16 protein-coding genes are annotated in these 18,761 nt (G+C 64.2%); 5 read left to right on the top strand and 11 right to left on the bottom strand.

Annotated elements, in window-relative coordinates:
• Nucleotides 1–17: 17 nt before the first annotated feature.
• The 4 genes from murG to QXZ85_RS04760 form a co-directional block, all read right to left on the bottom strand.
• Complete coding sequence (gene murG, locus QXZ85_RS04745) at nucleotides 18–1,121, bottom strand: undecaprenyldiphospho-muramoylpentapeptide beta-N-acetylglucosaminyltransferase (RefSeq protein ID WP_315703077.1); 1,104 nt, start codon at nucleotides 1,119–1,121, stop codon at nucleotides 18–20.
• A gap of 105 nt (nucleotides 1,122–1,226) precedes the next feature.
• Nucleotides 1,227–2,378 (bottom strand): putative lipid II flippase FtsW, encoded by a 1,152-nt coding sequence (ftsW, locus tag QXZ85_RS04750; protein ID WP_315700951.1) that lies wholly within the window; start codon nucleotides 2,376–2,378, stop codon nucleotides 1,227–1,229.
• A gap of 108 nt (nucleotides 2,379–2,486) precedes the next feature.
• The gene (locus tag QXZ85_RS04755; RefSeq protein WP_316165783.1) at nucleotides 2,487–3,875 is read right to left on the bottom strand and encodes a HAMP domain-containing sensor histidine kinase; all 1,389 of its coding nucleotides are present in this window, start codon (nucleotides 3,873–3,875) and stop codon (nucleotides 2,487–2,489) included.
• Nucleotides 3,872–4,546 (bottom strand): response regulator transcription factor, encoded by a 675-nt coding sequence (locus QXZ85_RS04760; protein ID WP_315700953.1) that lies wholly within the window; start codon nucleotides 4,544–4,546, stop codon nucleotides 3,872–3,874. The genes QXZ85_RS04755 and QXZ85_RS04760 overlap by 4 nt, the downstream gene beginning before the upstream one ends.
• A 257-nt stretch (nucleotides 4,547–4,803) precedes the next feature.
• Here QXZ85_RS04760 and QXZ85_RS04765 point away from each other — a divergent pair, with 257 nt between their 5' ends.
• The 4 genes from QXZ85_RS04765 (at nucleotide 4,804) to QXZ85_RS04780 (ending at nucleotide 8,356) form a co-directional block, all read left to right on the top strand.
• Nucleotides 4,804–5,529 carry a phosphatase PAP2 family protein gene (locus QXZ85_RS04765; protein ID WP_315700954.1) on the top strand — a complete coding sequence of 242 codons (726 nt, stop codon included), beginning with the start codon at nucleotides 4,804–4,806 and terminating at the stop codon, nucleotides 5,527–5,529.
• 85 nt (nucleotides 5,530–5,614) lie between these two features.
• Nucleotides 5,615–6,643 carry a glycosyltransferase family 1 protein gene (locus QXZ85_RS04770; protein ID WP_315700955.1) on the top strand — a complete coding sequence of 343 codons (1,029 nt, stop codon included), beginning with the start codon at nucleotides 5,615–5,617 and terminating at the stop codon, nucleotides 6,641–6,643.
• A gap of 526 nt (nucleotides 6,644–7,169) precedes the next feature.
• Nucleotides 7,170–7,751, top strand: a complete 582-nt coding sequence (locus tag QXZ85_RS04775) for an SAM-dependent methyltransferase (RefSeq protein ID WP_315703078.1) — start codon at nucleotides 7,170–7,172, stop codon at nucleotides 7,749–7,751.
• 71 nt (nucleotides 7,752–7,822) lie between these two features.
• A complete protein-coding gene (locus tag QXZ85_RS04780; protein ID WP_315700956.1) occupies nucleotides 7,823–8,356 on the top strand; it encodes a DedA family protein in 534 nt (177 codons plus the stop codon).
• 253 nt (nucleotides 8,357–8,609) lie between these two features.
• Here QXZ85_RS04780 and murD read toward each other — a convergent pair whose 3' ends face one another.
• The 7 genes from murD to rsmH form a co-directional block, all read right to left on the bottom strand.
• Entirely contained in the window at nucleotides 8,610–10,010 is a 1,401-nt protein-coding gene (gene murD / locus QXZ85_RS04785; protein ID WP_316173319.1) for a UDP-N-acetylmuramoyl-L-alanine--D-glutamate ligase, read from the bottom strand.
• 1 nt (nucleotide 10,011) lies between these two features.
• Nucleotides 10,012–11,118, bottom strand: coding sequence for a phospho-N-acetylmuramoyl-pentapeptide-transferase (gene mraY / locus QXZ85_RS04790; RefSeq protein ID WP_315700958.1), 1,107 nt, complete (start codon nucleotides 11,116–11,118; stop codon nucleotides 10,012–10,014).
• A 207-nt stretch (nucleotides 11,119–11,325) separates the two neighbouring features.
• Entirely contained in the window at nucleotides 11,326–12,705 is a 1,380-nt protein-coding gene (gene murF / locus QXZ85_RS04795) for a UDP-N-acetylmuramoyl-tripeptide--D-alanyl-D-alanine ligase (protein ID WP_316173316.1), read from the bottom strand.
• Nucleotides 12,702–14,180, bottom strand: coding sequence for a UDP-N-acetylmuramoyl-L-alanyl-D-glutamate--2,6-diaminopimelate ligase (locus tag QXZ85_RS04800; protein WP_316173743.1), 1,479 nt, complete (start codon nucleotides 14,178–14,180; stop codon nucleotides 12,702–12,704). The genes murF and QXZ85_RS04800 overlap by 4 nt, the downstream gene beginning before the upstream one ends.
• Before the next feature lie 48 nt (nucleotides 14,181–14,228).
• Complete coding sequence (locus QXZ85_RS04805; protein WP_315700960.1) at nucleotides 14,229–16,004, bottom strand: penicillin-binding protein 2; 1,776 nt, start codon at nucleotides 16,002–16,004, stop codon at nucleotides 14,229–14,231.
• Nucleotides 16,001–16,396, bottom strand: coding sequence for a hypothetical protein (locus QXZ85_RS04810; RefSeq protein ID WP_315807097.1), 396 nt, complete (start codon nucleotides 16,394–16,396; stop codon nucleotides 16,001–16,003). The genes QXZ85_RS04805 and QXZ85_RS04810 overlap by 4 nt, the downstream gene beginning before the upstream one ends.
• Before the next feature lie 3 nt (nucleotides 16,397–16,399).
• On the bottom strand, nucleotides 16,400–17,395 hold the full coding sequence (gene rsmH / locus QXZ85_RS04815; protein WP_316173314.1) for a 16S rRNA (cytosine(1402)-N(4))-methyltransferase RsmH: 996 nt from the start codon (nucleotides 17,393–17,395) through the stop codon (nucleotides 16,400–16,402).
• A 522-nt stretch (nucleotides 17,396–17,917) separates the two neighbouring features.
• On the opposite strand from rsmH, the gene QXZ85_RS04820 reads away from it, so the two are divergent.
• Nucleotides 17,918–18,760, top strand: a complete 843-nt coding sequence (locus QXZ85_RS04820; protein ID WP_315700963.1) for an N-acetylmuramoyl-L-alanine amidase — start codon at nucleotides 17,918–17,920, stop codon at nucleotides 18,758–18,760.
• The last annotated feature ends 1 nt before the right edge of the window (nucleotide 18,761 follow it).

Here is an 18,761-nt window from a genome sequence, read left to right on the forward strand (position 1 = left end):
ATTTCAGTGCCGCGGGCCTAAATTCCGGCGATTTTGACCACCAGATCGGCCAGCCGTTCCGCCGCATCGAGCCGTCCGGCCCCGCGCGCCGCCTGCGCCATGGCAGCCAAGCGCGCCGGCTCGGCTGCGAGCGCCGAGATTTCCGAGGCCAGGCGGTCCGGCGTGAACTCGGTCTGCACGATACGCATCGCGCCCCCCGCCTGCGACAACACCCCGGCATTGGCGAACTGGTCCTGATCGATCGCGCCGGGCAACGGCACCAGGATCGCAGGCCGGCCGATGGCGGCGAGCTCGGCCACGGTGCCGGCGCCCGAGCGCGAGATCACCAGGTGATTGGCAGCGAGCCGCGCCGGCAGATCGGTGAAGAACGGCGCGAGTTCGGCTTGGATCTTGAGCCTGTCATAGACCGCCCGCACCCGCGCCATGTCCTCCGGCCGGACCTGCTGGGTCAGCACCAGCCGTCCCCAGAGCGCCGGCTCCAGCCGCTCGATCGCGCCGGGGACGATGTCGCTCATCACCCGCGCGCCCTGGCTGCCGCCGACGACGAGCAGCCGAAACGGTCCGGATGCCGCCGGCGCGGTGTAGCCGACTGCCGCCGCTTCCAGGATCGCCGGCCGCATCGGCGTGCCGACGGTGGTGGTCTTGGGCGCAAGTGCCGGATCGCGATCGAGCACGCCGGGCAGCGAGGTTGCGATCGCTTTGACGTAAGAGGACAGCAGGCGGTTGGCGCGGCCGAGCACCGCATTGGCGTCGTGGATGATGCCGGGCACCCCGGCGAGCCGTGCCGCGACGAGCGGCGGCACCGTCGGATAACCGCCGAAGCCCACCACGGCCACTGGCTTCAGGCGGCGCATCAGCCTGAACGCCGCGAGCGTTCCGGTCCCCAGCATCAACGCGGTGCGCGCCAACGCCAGCGGCGAGCGGCCGCGCACCGTCTCGCTCGGCACCACGTCGATCATGTCCTTGGTGAACAGGCCGCTATAGCGCTGCGCGCGCATGTCGGTGACGAGGCGGACGCGAAGGCCGCGCTTGATCAATTCGACGCCGAGCGCTTCGGCGGGAAACAGATGGCCGCCGGTGCCGCCGGCGGCCAGCAGGATGAGAGGCGCAGTGGTCATGATGGCCCCTCTTTACACACAAAGAGTCGCCATTGCGAGGCGCGGAGCGACGAAGCAAATCCGGGAGCTCAGGGCTTGCACTGCATGGCTTCGCTCGCAGGGCGCCGGCTAGGCGTAGCTGCGCGCAGCCCCGGCGGCGTCGGTGGCCTCGATCTCCATGCGCGGCCGCTGTCGCGTCAGCGCCAGCATCATGCCGACCCCATAGGCCAGCGAGACCATCGACGAGCCGCCATAAGAAATGAACGGCAGGGTCATGCCCTTGGCCGGAATCAGTTGCAGATTGACCGAGATGTTGATCGCCGCCTGCACGCCCATCAGGATCGCAAGCCCCGAGGCGCCAAAGCGCGCAAAGCCATCCTCGGTCGCATAGGCGCGCGACAGCGTGCGAATGACAATGAATGCGAACAATGCGACCAGGGCGAGGCACAGCACGATGCCGAACTCCTCGGCCGCCACCGCGAACACGAAGTCGGTATGACTGTCGGGCAGGCTGCGCTTGGCTATGCCTTCACCCGGCCCAAGCCCGAACCAGCCGCCGTTCGAAAATGCTTCCATTGCGGTGTCGACCTGGAAGGTGTCGCCGGAAGCCGGGTTCATGAAGCGCTTGATGCGGCCGGCGACATGCGGGACGAACAGATAAGCGCCGAACAGCCCGGCGGCGGCGGCGCCGGCAAGGCCGGCGACCCAGATCATCCGCATGCCCGCGATGAAGAACAGTGCGCCCCACACCATCAGGACCAGCATGGTCTGGCCGAAGTCCGGCTCCATGACCAAAAGTGAAACCAGCGTCAGCAGCAGCACCAGCGCGATCGAGGTGGCCGGCATATCCGGCCGCCGCGCCGATTCCGAGAACAGCCAGGCCGCGACCACGACGAAGGCCGGCTTGGCCGCTTCGGAGGCCTGGATGTTGACGCCGAGCAGCGTGATCCATCGGCGCGATCCCTTCACTTCGGGTCCGATCGCCAGCGTCACCACGATCAGCGCAAGGCTGATCAGCAGGATGACCAGCGCGCTGCGCCGGATCTGCCGCGGCGACAGGAAGGAGACGCCGATCAGCACGACGAAGGACGGCAGCAGGAACAGCACGTGCCGATTGAAGAAATGGAACGGATCGAGCCCGATGCGGGTCGCGACCGGAGGACTTGCGGCCAGCGACAGGATGACCCCGCACAGCATCAGCCCGATGATCGCACCGAGCAGCGGTCGATCCACCGTCCACCACCAGTCCGACAGCGGATTGCGTTCTTCACGGGAGAGCATGGGTGGTCCCTTCGGCCAAAGGCGGCCCTCATTGGTCGCCCATGATGGTTTCCGAAAGGTTAAGGAAATTCCTTACGTCGGGTGGCAAGCAGGCGCGTCGCCCTCCCTCTATGTCCCAGCGTTGAGTGCGGCATCGGCCCACGGAAACACCATTCTCAGACAAGCACCCTTGGACGGCCCGACGACAATTTCGGCATGACCGCCATGGAGGCGCATGATCTTTTGGACGAGATCGAGACCGAGGCCTGCACCGCGGCCACCTTGTCTGAGGCGGTAAAACGGCTCGAAGACCTGATGGTGATCGGTAGAAGGAATGCCATTTCCTTCGTCGCAAACCTCGATCCATCCAGCACGAGCCACACGGACCGTGATCGTGCCACCCCGGCCCCCGTGGTCGATGGCGTTCTGCACGAGGTTGGTCAGGGCCCGGTCCAGCGCGGTCTGGTCTCCCTCGACCATGACATGCTCGATCTCCGCTTCAAAGGTCATCTCATAGCCGGCCGCGAAGGCGAGCGGCGCCAAGTCGAGGACGACACGCTCAGCGACACCGACGAGATCCACCGGGGCAGACTGCAGGCCTTGTTGATCGAGGCGCTGAAGGTCGAGGAGTTGCCCGGTCAAGACGGTGAGCCGGGTAGTGTCTTCAAGCAGTCGTATCTTCTCGGGGCCGGGCGGAAGCGAGGATACGCGCGCCGTCAGGATCGCAATCGGGGTTCGAAGCTCATGGGCAGCGTCAGCAAGGAAGCGCTTATGCCCCTCATATCCCTTGTCGAGACGACCGAGGGCATCATTGACAGCTCTCACGAGGGAGACGACCTCGATCGGGACGTCATCCATGGTTAATCGCACGCCGCTGCGATCGATATCGATTCGTTTCGCCTCGTCGGCCGCTCGCCCCAATCCAGCCATGGCGCGTCGGACCACGAACGGGGTTACGAGGAGAGTCGCAAGCGTCATAAGCCCGATGATCGGCAAGACGACGTTGAGAAACAAGGGCTGCGCGGTGGCGATGACCTTGCGCACCGAAACGCGGCCCTTCGCCGCCGTCAGCATCTGGACCTTGCCTGCGGCCGTATCAACCCATCTCACGATAGCCGCCGGCGGAACGGCCTCTCCGCGCCCCTGCCCCAGGCGAGCTTCACCGATCTGATCGAGTGCATTGGCGATCTGGGCCAAGTCTGCCGGCACGATTCCTTCCGACAGCCGATGCCCCTGACCGTCGCGCACGATAAACCAGAGATCGGCATTCTCCGACCGTAGACGGGCGAGATCGGACGTCGGGCGCAGGACCAATTCACCATCGGCGTTGCGTCCCACGGCCTCGGTGAGGACGTCGATCGCGGTACCTTCATAGTCGTCCCCCAGGACCCCGCTTCGCCACATCGCGCCGAGGACGACGAGAACGAGCACGCCAAGTAGTCCCAGCATCGCCGCCTGCATCACGGCAAGGCGCACGACAAGCTGCCATTTCAGCGAACGGGGATGCCACCAGTTCATGACATCTCCCGCAAGAGATAGCCGACGCCGCGCACTCCGTTGATGATCACGCCACTGTCAGCATCCGCAAGCTTGCGGCGTAGTCGCGACACCTGGGTATCGAGCGCATTGGGTTGAACCTCGTCGTCCAGCGCGAACACAGCGTCCATCAACGATGATCGCGGCACCATGCGTCCCATGCGGCGGAGCAGCGCTTCCAGAACCAGGATTTCGCGCCGCGTCAGGTCGATGACGCGGCCCTCGATGCTGGCCTCACGGTTCATGAAATCAAACGACAGGCGTCCGACCCGAAAGACATCGGATTGCACGTTCGCAGGCCGACGCAGGAGCGCACGAAGTCGGGCCAGGAACTCCTCGAAGGCGAACGGCTTGGCCAGATAATCGTCCGCCCCCCGGTCGAGCCCTGCGACACGGTCAGCAAGATCACCTCGAACCGTGAGGACAAGCACTGGCACAACGTTACCCTGGGCGCGCAACTTCGGGATCAACGTCAGGCCATCTCCATCCGGCAACTGACGGTCCAGAACCAAGACGTCATAACTGCACGCTGCGGCGATCTCCTCGGCCTCAAAGAGGCTGGGGGCGTGATCCACGATCATGTCATGGCGCATGAGAGCGGCGCGTAGCGCCGACACCATCTCGGGCTCATCCTCGACCAACAGCACCCGCATCAGGGAATTTCCTAAACCTCAAAGCCCGGTCGCCTCACGCGGAGCCTTTCTAGAGCACCTTCATGGCGTCAACCTTGCAAGAACCTCCGCAAACGCGATTTCTCCAGAAATACCCGGTGGATGGACACACGACAGACTGCCGACATGCACGCACGATACACGGCTCAATACAGCGGTTGCAAACAGCCAATCAATCAGGCGCCGCGCGCGATGGGTCTTTCCCGAGTAGTGGGTTTTCCGAGAATTGGGCTTTCACAATGTTCTCCAAAGAAACGTGCAGTCCCAACGTCGAGCACACGACAACCGTGGATATTCGGCAGACGGGGGCGGTTGGCGGCCTTGATCTGCCGGTCGACGAGCCGCAACCGCGGGGCCAAGCCGTCCTGACAACGACAGCAACGAGCCCAAAAAGATGGACATCCAGACCTAATGAGACCGTCCATCACATCGCCGAGGCGGGCCTTGCCCGATTGGCTCAGATCGACCTCGCGCTCGTTCGGCTGGTCTCCATCTGCGCCCGACCGAGCCCGATTCGATTCTCAGCGATCACTTTCAGTCGCTTGGGGAACGGCGGTATCTATGTCATCGTTCTGATCTTTGTCTTCGCGCGGCTCGGGAAAGGCGCGCTCCACGTTATCGCCATCGCGATCTGCACCGTTGCCACGCTGCATGCGTTCTATCCGTCTTTCAAGCGACGGGTCGGCCGTCAGCGCCCCTATAAGATCGACCGCAATGTGCCGTCTCTACTGGACGTGCTCGACGAGCACTCCTTCCCGAGTGGCCACATCATGACACTTACGGCGACTCTCGTACCGACCTTCTACGTCGATCCAGGCTCGGCCGCCTATGGCGCGGGAGTGCTGGTGGCCATGGCCTGGGCTCGGGTCGCCTCGGGCCACCACTATCCAACCGACGTCATTGCCGGCGCGTTCTTTGCTTTTGTAACCGGCTATCCGCTGACCGTCATTTGGTTCGGGCAATGATGACTCGCGTTGACCGATGCTTCGGACATCGTCCAACCGGCCGAGATTCTCCGGATGTGACAGCAGGGGCGGAGCGGAGAGCGTCATGACCAAGGTCGTGGTGGCGACGGATGCTTGGCACCCGCAAATCAACGGCGTAGTCCGCACGTTGGAAAATCTGGCATCGGCGGCGTCAGCGTTCGGTGCATCGTTCCGCTTCTTGACGCCGCAGAACTTCAGAACAATCGGCCTTCCTATTTATCCCGAGATCCGACTTTCCCTGGTCGGAGCCTCGACGGCAGGTCGGCTGGTCGAGGCAGAGCCATTCGACTTTGTACATCTGGCGACCGAAGGCCCCCTTGGCCTCGCGGTGCGTCTTCATTGTCTTCGGGGGGGCATCCCCTTCACGACAAGCTATCATACCAACTTCCCGGCCTACGTGGCCAAACGGACTCGCATCCCACCCCGCTGGACGTACGCTCTGCTACGGCGCTTTCACAATGCGGGCGCCGCCACGTTCGTGGCAACGAGATCCATCGAAAACGATCTGAGGTGCCGCGGATTTGAACGGCTAATGCTATGGTCGCGCGGGGTCGACCACGATCAGTTTCGTCAACGACCGGGTGCGTGTCTCGGGTTGCCTGGCCCCGTTTTCCTTTACGTAGGCCGGCTCGCGATCGAAAAGAACCTGCCCGCCTTCCTGGGCCTCGACCTTCCGGGAACGAAAGTGGTGGTCGGCGACGGGCCGGCCCGGCGCGCGCTCGAGGTCGCCTATCCCCACGCGATCTTCCTAGGTCGCCGGTCCGGCAACGACCTGGCACGTGTCTATGCAGGCGCCGACGTCTTCGTTTTCCCGAGCCTCACCGACACCTTCGGCCTCGTGCTGCTCGAAGCAATGTCCAGCGGACTCCCAGTGGCGGCCTTTCCGGTGGCCGGCCCGCACGATGTCGTCGGCACATCCGGCGCCGGCGTGCTCGATCAGGATCTCAGGCGCGCTTGTCTATCGGCCTTGGAGATTCCCCGATGGAAAGCGCGGGCGCATGCAGAAACTTTCAGTTGGCGCGAGAGCGCCCGCCAGTTCCTCGACAACCTGGCCGCATCGCAGAAAGAAGAATTCCGTAGCATCACAGACTAACTGCCGCTGTCGCGAACTGTATAGCGCCGATAGTCCCGGCAATCCGAAGTCCGAGCACCATCTCAGCAAGCAGCTTTCACAAGCTAAGGAAACCTACGAGTACCAACAAACCCGCGATTCAATTACCGCTCTTAAATCCGACGAGCCAGGACCGCGGCCTGTTGCGCGGCCTTATCAGGACGTGTGCGTTCGTGCGGCACCGTCTCGGCCATGTCTTCCTATCCGTCATATGCATCGGCGAACTTCGTGCTCCACCGGACTTCGCGCGGCATCCGGGAATCCCTACGAAGATTTCTTCACGGCAACAGCCATGCAGAGAATTCTACGAATGGGAAAAAACGCTTGAAGATCGGCGCACGACAGACCGCCGACATGCACGCATGAGACATTGCTCAAACGGCACCCCCACAAGCATGGACCGGGCGCCGTACTTTGATTTTCACCACAACTCGGGTTTTCGCAATGCTCTCAAAAATAATGTGCGGCACTCACGCCGTATCACACGTCATGGCCATGGGGATTGCGCATGTCGATCGCTGACGTGTTTCCGTTCTTTCGAGAGTGGCTTCGCAATCCGCGGAGCGTCGCGGCCGTCGCTCCCTCAGGTCGCGCCCTCGCATTGCTGATCACAAGGGAAATCTCGGCAAAGACCGGTCCCGTTCTCGAGCTTGGTCCAGGAACCGGGGCCTTCACTTATGTGCTGCTGGAGCGCGGCGTCCGGCAAGGGGACCTGACGCTGGTCGAATACGGCTCTGATTTCGCACGTATGCTCCAGATGCGGTTTCCCCACGCACGTGTCCTGTGGATGGATGCCGCATGGCTGGACAAGCAGCCGCTATATGAGGGGGCGCCAGTCGGCGCGATCGTGAGCGGACTGGGATTCCTGAACATGCCGCAGCAAAAGATCGCGGCAATCCTCAAGGGAGCGTTCGGCTATCTACGGCCGGAGGGAGCGTTCTTTCTCTTCACTTACGGTCCGCGCTGCTCGGTATCAGACGCTACCCTCGACGAGCTGGGCCTTCATGCGACCTGTATCGGCACGACATTCCGAAACTTTCCTCCGGCATCCGTTTATCGGATCGTGCGTCGCCAGGTCACGACGGGTTGATATGGATGCAAGACTCATACGCCGTCGCGCTCTTCCTAAACTCCGGGCTCCTGGGGGCGTTCTGCATCGCCATGGCAGAAAAATTCGCGCCGATGATCCCATCCTATGTCACGCTAATGCTGCTTGGCATGACGGCGTCCGACGGAGCCTGCCTCGTCATGACAATCCTGGCCACGGCGACCGGCTCTCTTGTCAGCTCCATCGGCTGGTACGGGATTGGCCGCGTCCTGGGAGAGGAACGCGTCGAGGCGGCTGTCGCGCGATTTGGAAAGTATGCCTTTCTCAGCTCGCGCGCCTATGGACGCCTCGCCTGCGCTTATCGCCGAAACCGGTTCTGGGTCACTCTGATGGGGCAGACCGTACCCGTGGCACGTGTCTATCTCGCGTTGCCGGCCGGCGTGCTGAAGCTCCGGCCTGCTTCCTTCACCGCAGCGACCGCCCTCGGCATCCTGTTGTGGAATACGCCATTCCTGACGCTCGGATACGCCCTGCGCGGCAGCAATCATGATCCGGTCAATGTCGGCTTTTGGGCTTCGATCGCCCTCATCGGACTTGAGATGACGATCCTCTTGGGATTGCGGCTCCACAGAAGTATGACCAAGTGAAATGCAGTGCCTCAACGACATTGACCTCTATTCGTCATGAGCAGTGTGGCAGGACCGGCCTGCCCCCTGAGATTCAGGGGCATACGCAAGCAACGATCCCTGTTCAGTCATTCACGGCTCCTCGCAAAGGCTGGTCCGCCACCGAAGTCGGCTGGCCTCCCATAGACCGAAGAGCGCCCCCGTCGAATCGCAGTCCAATTGCTCAATGGACCGTCGTTACGGGCAAATGCAGTGGAAAAGTGTATCCGCGGCCTCACACCACCGGTGTGACGCCCGGCAGCGCCTGGACCAGCTCGCGGAACTTGGCCCCGCGGATCTCGAAATTGCGGAACTGATCGAACGAGGCGCAGGCCGGCGACAGCAATACCACGGCATCCCTGAGCCCGGAGGCTTCGGCATCGGCGGCGGCCTGCGCCACCGCAACATCGAGTGTGCCGGACATCGCATGCGGCACCTGGTGGCCAAGTGTCTTCGCGAACTCCTCGGCGGCCTCCCCGATCAGATAGGCTTTTCGGATGCGCGGGAACAAACCGGTGAGGCTGGTGATGCCGCCAGCCTTGGGCTTGCCGCCGGCGATCCAGAAGATGTCGGCGAAGGACGACAGCGCATGCGCGGCCGCATCGGCATTGGTGCCCTTGGAGTCGTTGACGAACAGCACGTTACCGCGACGCCCGACCTGCTCCATGCGATGCGCAAGGCCCGGGAAGCTGCGCAGCCCCTGTTGCAACACATCCTCGCGCACGCCGAGCGCGAGCGCGCAGGCCGCTGCGCAAGCGGCATTCTGCGCGTTGTGCAGGCCCCGCAGCGAGCCGATGCCGCCGATCCGCGCGACCTCGTTGCGGGCACCGCCCGCGGCGCGCAGGATCGTCTCGCGTTCGACATAGATGCCGTCAGGCAGCGGGTTCTTCACGGAGACACGCACGACGCGCTTGCCGGCCTGATCGAGCCGGTCCGCGACAGCGCGCGAGAAACCGTCATCCACGCCGACGATCGCTGTGCCCTGCGATGTCACTCCCGCAACCAGGCGCTCCTTCACCGCGGCGTAGTTCTCGATCGTGCCGTGACGGTCGATGTGATCCTCACTGACATTGATGAGAATACCGACGGTCGGGTCTAGCGAGGGCGTCAGGTCGATCTGATAGGACGACATCTCGATGACATGCACGCGGCCCATCCGGGGCGGCTCCAGCGACAGGATGGCAGTGCCGATATTGCCGCCCATCTGCGTGTCGTAGCCGGCAACCCGCATCAGATGCGCGATCAGCGCCGTCGTGGTCGATTTGCCGTTGGTACCGGTGATGGCGACGAACGGCGCATCCGGCGCATGGCGCTTGCGCTCGCGGCAGAACAGCTCGATATCGCCGATCACCTCGATGCCGGCTTCACGCGCTTTCAGCACGCTCCAATGCGGCGCCGGATGGGTGAGCGGGATACCGGGTGCGAGCACCAGCGCGGCGAAATTCGCCCAGGAGACGCTGCGCAAATCGGCGGTGGCGAAGCCCGCTTTGGCGGCCTCTGCGAGCCGGTCCGCGCCGTCATCGCCAGCGATCACTTCGGCGCCGCCGGCGCGCAGCGCGTGACAGGACGCAAGCCCGGAGCCGCCGAGACCGAACACGGCGACCGTTTTTCCGGCGAAGGAAGTGACGGGGATCATGTTAGCGCAGCTTCAGCGTGGACAGGCCGACGAGCGCCAGCATTACCGAGATGATCCAGAAGCGGATCACGACCTGCGGCTCGGTCCAGCCAAGCTGCTCGAAATGATGATGGATGGGCGCCATCTTGAACACGCGCTTGCCGGTCAGCTTGAACGAGACCACCTGCACGATCACCGACACCGCCTCCAGGACGAAAAGCCCACCGATCACCGCCAGCACGATCTCGTGCTTCACCGCGACCGCGACCGCCCCGAGCATCCCGCCCAGCGCAAGCGAGCCGGTATCGCCCATGAAGATCGAGGCCGGCGGCGCGTTGAACCAGAGAAATCCCAGGCCCGCGCCGAGCACCGCACCGCAGAGCACCGCGAGCTCGCCGGTGCCGGCGACATAATGGATCTGCAGATATTCGGAAAACACGGCATTGCCGGCGAGATAGGCGATCAGGCCGAAGCTGGCGGATGCGATCATCACCGGCACGATGGCAAGACCATCGAGCCCGTCGGTGAGATTCACCGAGTTGCCTGCGCCCACGATGACGAAGGCGCCGAAGAGCACGTAGAACCAGCCGAACTTGATGACTAGATCCTTGAAGAAGGGAATGGCGAGCCCGGTCGAGGACGGATCGCGACCGAGCCGGACCAGCGCATAGCAGGCCACCAGCGCGATCGCCCCCTCGATCAACAATCGGAAACGGCCGGCGAAGCCCGAATGCGACTGCTTGGTCACCTTCAGATAATCGTCATAGAAACCGACGAAGCCGAAACCGAGCGTGACCGCCAGCACGATCCAGACATAGGGGTTGAGCGGGTTGGCCCATAATACCGTCGAGACCACGAGGCCCGACAGGATCATCAGCCCGCCCATGGTGGGCGTGCCCTTCTTGGAAATGATGTGCGACTGCGGACCGTCGGTGCGGATCGGCTGGCCCTTGCCCTGTCGCAGCCTGAGATGGTCGATGATCCAGGGGCCGAACAGGAACACGAACAGTGCACCGGTCACAACCGCGCCGCCGGTCCGGAAAGTGATGTACCGGAAGACGTTCAGGGCGGTGCGGAACATCCCGAGGCTCGGGAAAGTGTTGGTGAGGTCGATCAACCAGTAAAACATACAGTCCGCCTGTGCCGTCCCGCCGAGGCCGCCCGGTCCGCGGCGCTTATCGCGAATCCACGTTTGGGGGAATCTTTAACCACGAACGAGGCCTCCGTGCGAATCGTCGCAATCAGCTCGTGCCTGTGCGGGCATACCTGCCCCGCTCACGCAAGGGAAGAGCAACGCACACGCGCCGCGATCTCGCCCTATTTCGAGCTCCCGATCTCAGACTGATGCTTGCAATGCCGCGGCAAGCCGTGGGACGAACTTGTTCACCCAGAATATCTTCTTGCTGCCCTTGATGACAACGACGTCGCCGCGCTTCAGAAGCGCCGCAACCGACGCAGGATCGAGCGTCACCGGGTCATCATGGCAGCCGAACCGCTTGCCCTCCGGCAGGATCTCGAACAGGTGGCGCATGAGAGGGCCCACACAGTAGACTCCGTCGATGCCGGTGAGATGGCGGAGCAGCCCTTCGTGATAGGCCCGGGCTTCCGCGCCAAGTTCCAGCATGTCGCCGATGACCGCGATCCGCCGTCCACCGACGGGACGCGCCTGCAGGCTGTCCAATGCCGCGGCCATGCTCGCCGGATTGCCGTTGAAACTGTCGTCGATCAGCACCACGCCGCCGGCAGTCTGCTCGACGCCGCGCCCGGTCATGATGCCGACATCACCGAGCTCTTCGGCAAGCCGCGCCGGGTCGAGGCCGGCGGCCGCAACTGACGCAAGCGCGGCCAGCGCATTCTGCACCCGATGCGGCGCACCTGGGGTGAGCGTGAATTGAACATTGCGGCCGCACACCTCTGCGCTGACGTCCCAACTGTCACCCCGCGGGGCATGCGAGAGTTCACGCACCTCGCCGCCCTTGCCGAAGCGGACCATCTTGCCGCTCCATTCCGGCGCGGACAGCTGCGCGGGCAGCACCAAAATCCCGTCGTCAGAAAGGCCGCGCGCGATCGAGACCTTCTCCTTGCGGATCGCCTCCAGGCTGCCGAGTTTCTCCAGATGCACCGGCTGGACATTGACGACGAGCGCGACGGTCGGCCGGGTCAGCTCGGTCAGCCGCGCGATCTCGTCCCGCTGGTTCATGCCCATCTCGACCACCCACACCGACGCACTCGGATCGGCGTTGCAAAGCGTCAGCGGCACGCCCCAGAAATTATTGAAGCTGGACGGACTTGCGGACGCGTTCGGATAGGCGGCGATGAATTCCTTGGTCGAGGTCTTGCCGGCGCTGCCGGTCAGCCCGATCACCGGTCCAGAAAAGCGGGCACGCGCAGCGCGTGCGAGCCGCCACAATCCATCGATCAATGTGTCTGATACGATCAGCTGCGGCACGCTGATGCCGTCGATGGCGTGCGGCACGATCATCGCGACGGCACCGGCCTGTTGCGCATTCGCCGCAAACTCCCAGCCGTCGCGGCTCGAGGCAAAGCTCGAGATGAAGCCGCCGCTCGGCGTGCCGCTCAAGGCCACGAACAGGCTGCCGGGCTTCACGGCGCGGCTGTCCTGGGTGACGAAATCGATCGGCGTATCCGGGAAATCGCCGGCCAGATTCAGCGCGCGCGCCACTTCGGCCACGGTCCACAACGGCGCCTTCGTCATATCGTCCTCGATGCTTGGGTTCCGAGGCTTGCCAACGCTTCGGCGACCGCTTCGTGATCGCTGAAGTGCAGAACCTTGTCGCCGATGATCTGGCCGGTCTCGTGGCCCTTGCCGGCGACGACGAGCGCATCACCCTGTTCAAGTCCGTCGACCGCCACGCGGATTGCCTCGGCACGATCGCCGATCTCGCGCGCTTCCGTAGCTTTCGCCAGGATCGCCGCGCGGATTGCCGCGGGATCTTCGCTGCGCGGATTGTCGTCGGTGACGATGATGCTGTCAGCATTCTCGGTCGCGATCACGCCCATCAATGGCCGCTTGCCAGTATCGCGGTCGCCGCCGGCGCCGAATACGACGACCAGCCTGCGCTTCGCGTAGGGCCGCAGCGCCTGCAGCGCCTTCGCCAGCGCGTCGGGCTTGTGCGCATAGTCGATGAAAATCGGCGCGCCGTTACGTTCGCCGACCAGTTCGAGCCGGCCTTTGGCGCCTTCAAGAGTGGTGAGCGCGTCGAACACGGCATCAGCATCACTGCCAGTGCCGATCGCAAGCCCGGCGGCAACCAGCGCATTCTCGATCTGGAAAGCGCCGACCAGCGGAAGGCGGATGTTATGAATGCGGCCGCGATGCTCGATCGCAAGTGCTTGCGCGAAACCTTCGATCGCAGCACTCACCAGCCGGATGCCCTCGCCCGCCCCGTCGCCCTTGGCGCCCACCGTCATCACGCGCAGACCACGGGCTTTCGCCGCGTCGATCACCTGTTGCGAGCAGTCGTGGTCGGCCGAGATCACCGCGGCGCCGCCGGTCGGAATCAGATCCCGGAACAGGCGGAGCTTGGCATTGAGGTAATGCGCGACGTCAGGATGGTAGTCCATATGATCGCGGGACAGGTTGGTGAAGCCGCCGGCCGCGATGCGCACGCCGTCGAGCCGATATTGATCGAGCCCGTGCGACGACGCCTCGAAAGCGAGATGGGTGACACCACCGTGCGCGATCTCATCGAGCTGACGATGCAGTGCGATCGGATCGGGCGTCGTCAACGAGCCATAGACCGTACGTTTGTCCGAGACGAGGCCGATGGTGCCGATACTCGCTGAGGAATGGCCGAGCCGCTGCCAGATCTGCCGCGTGAAGGCGGCAACCGAGGTCTTGCCGCTGGTGCCGGTGACAGCTGCGATCGTGGACGGTTGCGCGGGAAAGAAGCGCGCGGCGGCCAGCGCCAGCGCACGCCGCGCATTCGGCAGCACGACAAACGGAACGGCAAGCTCGCCGGAGGGCGCATGCTCGCCCGCGACAGCGACGGCGCCGGCAGCGACGGCCGCGTCGACGAAGCGCGCACCATCCGTCTTGGCGCCGGCCAGCGCGAAAAACAGATTTCCCGGCTTGACCACGCGGCTGTCGACGGCAAGCCCGGTGACATCGGTCGCAGCGACGCGCGGATCGAGCCGCGTCTCGTCACCCAGGAGGTCGCCAAGTTTCATCGTCATCCCATGCAGCGCCGCGGAACCTGCGGCGCCTTCAAGTCAGGCTTACTGCGTCAGCCGCGATGCCGCAAGAATTTGACGGTCGGACGGCGGCAGATCGAACCGCGGCTCGATGCCGAGCAGCGGCCCGATCCGGGAAATCACGTTGCCGGCCGTCGGCACCGCGTTCCAGCCGGAGGTGATGAAGCCGTAAGTCTCCTTCAGCGGCTGCGGCTCGTCGAGCATGATCAAAAGCTGATAGCGCGGCTTGTCGGCCGGGATGATGGCGGTGAAGGCGGTCAGCACCTTTTTCTTGGCATAGCGGCCGTTGATGACCTTCTCCGCGGTGCCGGTCTTGCCGCCGATATAATAGCCCTTGACGTCGGCCTTGCGCGCGGTGCCCACCTCGGCGTTCAGGCGCATCAGGTAGCGCATCTTCTCCGAGGTCTCCGGCTTGATCACGCGCTTGGCGATCGCGCGCGCCTCTTCCTCGCTGCGCTTCAGGAAGGTCGGCGGAATCAGCAGCCCGCCATTGGCGAGCGCACTCACGCCCATCACGGCCTGCAACGGCGCCACCGCCATACCGTGACCGAAGGCGATTGTGATCGTGTTCAAGTCGCCCCAGCGCTTTGGAACGAGCGGCGACGCGCTCTCGGGCAGCTCGGTGCGCAGGCGGTCGAGCTGTCCCATCTTGCGCAGGAACGCCTTATGCGCGTCCACGCCTTGCGACAGCGCGATGCGCGCCGCACCGACGTTGGAGGAGAAATAGAACACCTCCTTCATGCTGAGGAAGCGACCCTTCGGCTCGTCGTCATGGATCGTGAACTTGCCGTAATGCAGCGGCCCGCGCGCATCCCACATCGAATCCAGGCCGTATTTTCCGGTATCGAGCGCCATCGCCAGCGTAAAGGCCTTGAAAGTCGAGCCCATTTCATAGACGCCGGTGGTCAGGCGGTTGATGCGGTCTGGGTCGTGCGCCTCCTTCGGACTATTCGGATCGAAATCCGGCAGCGACACCATCGCGACGATCTCGCCGGTGTTCACGTTGGCGACAATGCCGGAGGCTGCCTTGGCATGGAACTTGTCCTTCGCCTTGAGCAACTCATCGCGCAACGCGTGCTCGACGCGCAGATCGACGGACAATTCGATCGGACGCTGCAGCCGGTCGGTCGCGAAGCCCGCGCGATGAAGGTCGGCCAGGCCCTGATTGTCCAGCCATTTCTCCATTCCGGCGATGCCCTGATTGTCGATGTTGACGAGGCCGATCACATGGGCGACCTCGTTGCCGGTCGGATAGACGCGCTTGTTCTCGCGCAGGAAGCCGATGCCGGGAATGCCCAGCTTGTGAATCTCGAATTGCTGCTGGGGCGTGATCTCGCGCTTGAGCCAGACAAACCCCTTCTTGGACGACAGCCGGTCGCGCACCTCGGCGGTGTCGAGATCGGGCAAGGTCGCGGTCAGAAGCTCGATCGCCTCGTCCTTGTCGATCAGCCGACGCGGCTCGCCGAACAGGCTCGGCGTCTTGACGTCGGTCGCCAGCACCTCGCCGTTGCGGTCGACAATGTCGGGCCTCGCGGTGGCGACTGCGTCCTGCTGCGCGGCGCGGCGCGAATTCGGACCATCGGCACCGAGCGCAAACATCACGAGTCGTCCGCCGATGATGGCATAGACCGCGGCGAAGGCGATCATGGCAAGACCAACGCGTGCGCGGGCCTTCGCCGCGCGATCGACATTGCGTCCGTAAAGCAGCGTGCGCACCAGCCGCTGATGCCAGGGCTCCTTCGTCCGCTCCTTGTTGACCCGCCCCTGCGGCACCAGAGCACGGTTTGCTGGATTGGTCATTGCTGGTCCTCCGGATGAGGCACCGAACTCGTCACGGCGGGGTCGTCCTGATTGGCGGAGTCGATCGCATCGATCATGGAGCCGATCGGGTCCGGATTGTCCGGCCGGGCGAACCTCGGCGGCCGCTCGGGAAGGTTTTTCAGGTTATCATATTGGTTCGCGTTGAGCGGCTTGAGCGGCAGATGCCGCTCGACCAGCCCTTGCAGCCGAAGCGGCGCATCGAGCTTGGCCCATTCGGCACGCAGCACCGCGATGGCCTCGCGCTGCTCGCGGATCTCGGCGCGCAGCTGCAGCACGCGTTCGACCCGCGCCGTCGAATCCATCTTGATCCGGTAGACATAGGCCGCAGCGAAGATCAGCGCGCCGATCACGAGCAGGTGGATGAGACGCATGGCTCAGCCTCCCCTCATCACGTCGGCGAGCCGCGGCCAAGACGGCAGATCCGCCGCGCGATGGGCGGGCGCAGCGGTGCGCTCGGCGGCGCGCAGCTTCGCCGAGCGCGCCCGCGGATTGGCGGAGATCTCGGCGTCCCCCGGCGTCATGGGGCGGCGCGTGAGCAGGTGAAAGCTCGGCGCGATCTGCGCGACTTCCGGCAGATGCCGCGAGCCGCCGCCGGTCTTGCTGCGCTCGGCCAGGAAAGTCTTGACGATCCGGTCTTCCAGCGAATGGAACGAGACCACGGCAAGCCGGCCGCCAGGCTTCAGCACGCGCTCGGCAGCCGACAGCGCGAGCTGCAGTTCGTCGAGCTCCTCATTGACCAAGATACGAAGCGCCTGAAAGGTTCGCGTCGCCGGATGAATCTCGCCGGGCTTGCTGCGCACCACGCGCGCGACAATGTCGGCGAGCTGCCGGGTCGTCGTGATCGGCTGGTCCTTGCGCGCGGCCACGATGGCACGGGCCACGGCGCGCGAATGCCGCTCCTCGCCGAAGATGTAGATGACGTCTGCGAGGTCGCGCTCCGAGCCGCGCGCGACGACATCCGCCGCAGTCGGCCCGTCACTGCCCATGCGCATGTCGAGTGGGCCATCGGACCGGAACGAGAAGCCGCGCCCCGCCTCATCGAGCTGCATCGAGGAGACGCCGACATCCATGACGATGCCGTCAACGGCATCGCGCCCTTGCGCCGCACAGATCTCGGCGAGCTGCGAAAAGCGGCCTTCGACCAGCGTCAGCCGCCCCGCGGCTTCTCCGACCAGCGCAGCACCACCGGCAATCGCGGTACGGTCGCGATCGATGCCGATCACTTCGGTTCCCGCCACCGACAAAAGCAGCCGGCTGTAGCCGCCGGCCCCGAAGGTGGCGTCGACATAAATGCCCCCCTCGCGCGGCGACAGCATCTCGACCGCCTCGGGCCCGAGCACGGAGATATGGCGCTGGCCAGCCGCGCTCATCGGCCGGCTCCGGTCAGGAAGCGGCGAGACATACAGCCATTGGTCGGCAGCGAGTTCATCGCGCCCTCGATCCTCGCGCCAAGTCCACGCGTCAAGCTGCCAGGCAGCGCCGTGCACCGAGCGGCATCCCCGCCACGCCTGCGACCTTCGAAAGGCCACGCACGCGCGAATGAGGTCCAATCGCCCGGAATCCGGTGTTCCCCACACCTCGAACTATCCTTCCTTCGCGTGCAGGAACGTCAATCATTGCCACTTGCCGACCTTTCGACCTGATCGGCCCATCACCCCTGAGTAACGACCGTTAGCGTTAAGAAACCGTTGACGATCTCGGGCGGATTTGAGGCGGACTGCATCGAGCCACGGGATTGTCAATGCCGATTGTCAATGCGCGGACGGCATTGCCGGCTTGGCGCAGGCCATGCATGCAAGTTCGATCGCGAGTGGTGCATGCAAAGGAATAGTGGCAGGCTCCATCGGATTTGAGCTATGGCCGTCCGCCGAAATCTTGCTTTGAGTCGCTCCATGCCGCCTGCCCCACCCGACAAGTCCGATTCAAAGCCGGCACTGCCGATTCCAAAGGGCAGCGAAGGTGTGGAACCGTTCACGCCGGATTCGTCGATTGCCTCCGATGTCGTCCCCTCGCCTAATTTTGGCGAGCGCAACGACATCCGCCAACCCGATATGATCCTGTTGCACTACACCGGGATGCCCGATGTGGAGGCTGCGATCACCAAACTGTGCACGGCCGGCACCGACGTTTCCGCACATTACATCGTGCTGGAAGACGGCCGGATCATCCAGTCCGTGCCGGAAGCCAAGCGTGCCTGGCACGCTGGCGTCGCGTCCTGGGCCGGCGAGGAGGATATCAATTCCTGCTCGATCGGCATCGAGATCGCCAACCGCGGCCATGAATGGGGCTACCCGGATTTTCCGTCACGGCAGATCGCGGCCGTGATCGCGCTTTGCCGCGGCATCATGCTGCGCCGGAACATTCCGCCGCATCGCGTGCTTGGCCATTCCGACGTCGCGCCTGCGCGGAAGAAGGACCCCGGCGAGAAATTCCCATGGCATTCGCTGGCCAATTCCGGCGTCGGGCACTGGGTGCAGCCGGCACCGATCACGCGCGGCGCATCGCTCAAGCTCGGGAGCATCGGCGACGACGTGCGCGACCTGCAGAAGGCCCTCGCCAAATATGGCTACGGCGTGCCGATCAGCGGCAAGTTCGACGGCCCGACCCTGGAAGTGGTGACGGCGTTCCAACGCCATTTCCGTCCCGAACGTGTCGATGGCATCGCCGACCATTCGACATTGCTGACCCTGGGCGCCCTGCTGACGAGCCTGCCGACCGAGGTCGTGGCGCGGTGAC

This window comes from Bradyrhizobium sp. SZCCHNGR1005, from assembly GCF_032489995.1.
In the GTDB taxonomy this organism is placed as follows: domain Bacteria; phylum Pseudomonadota; class Alphaproteobacteria; order Rhizobiales; family Xanthobacteraceae; genus Bradyrhizobium.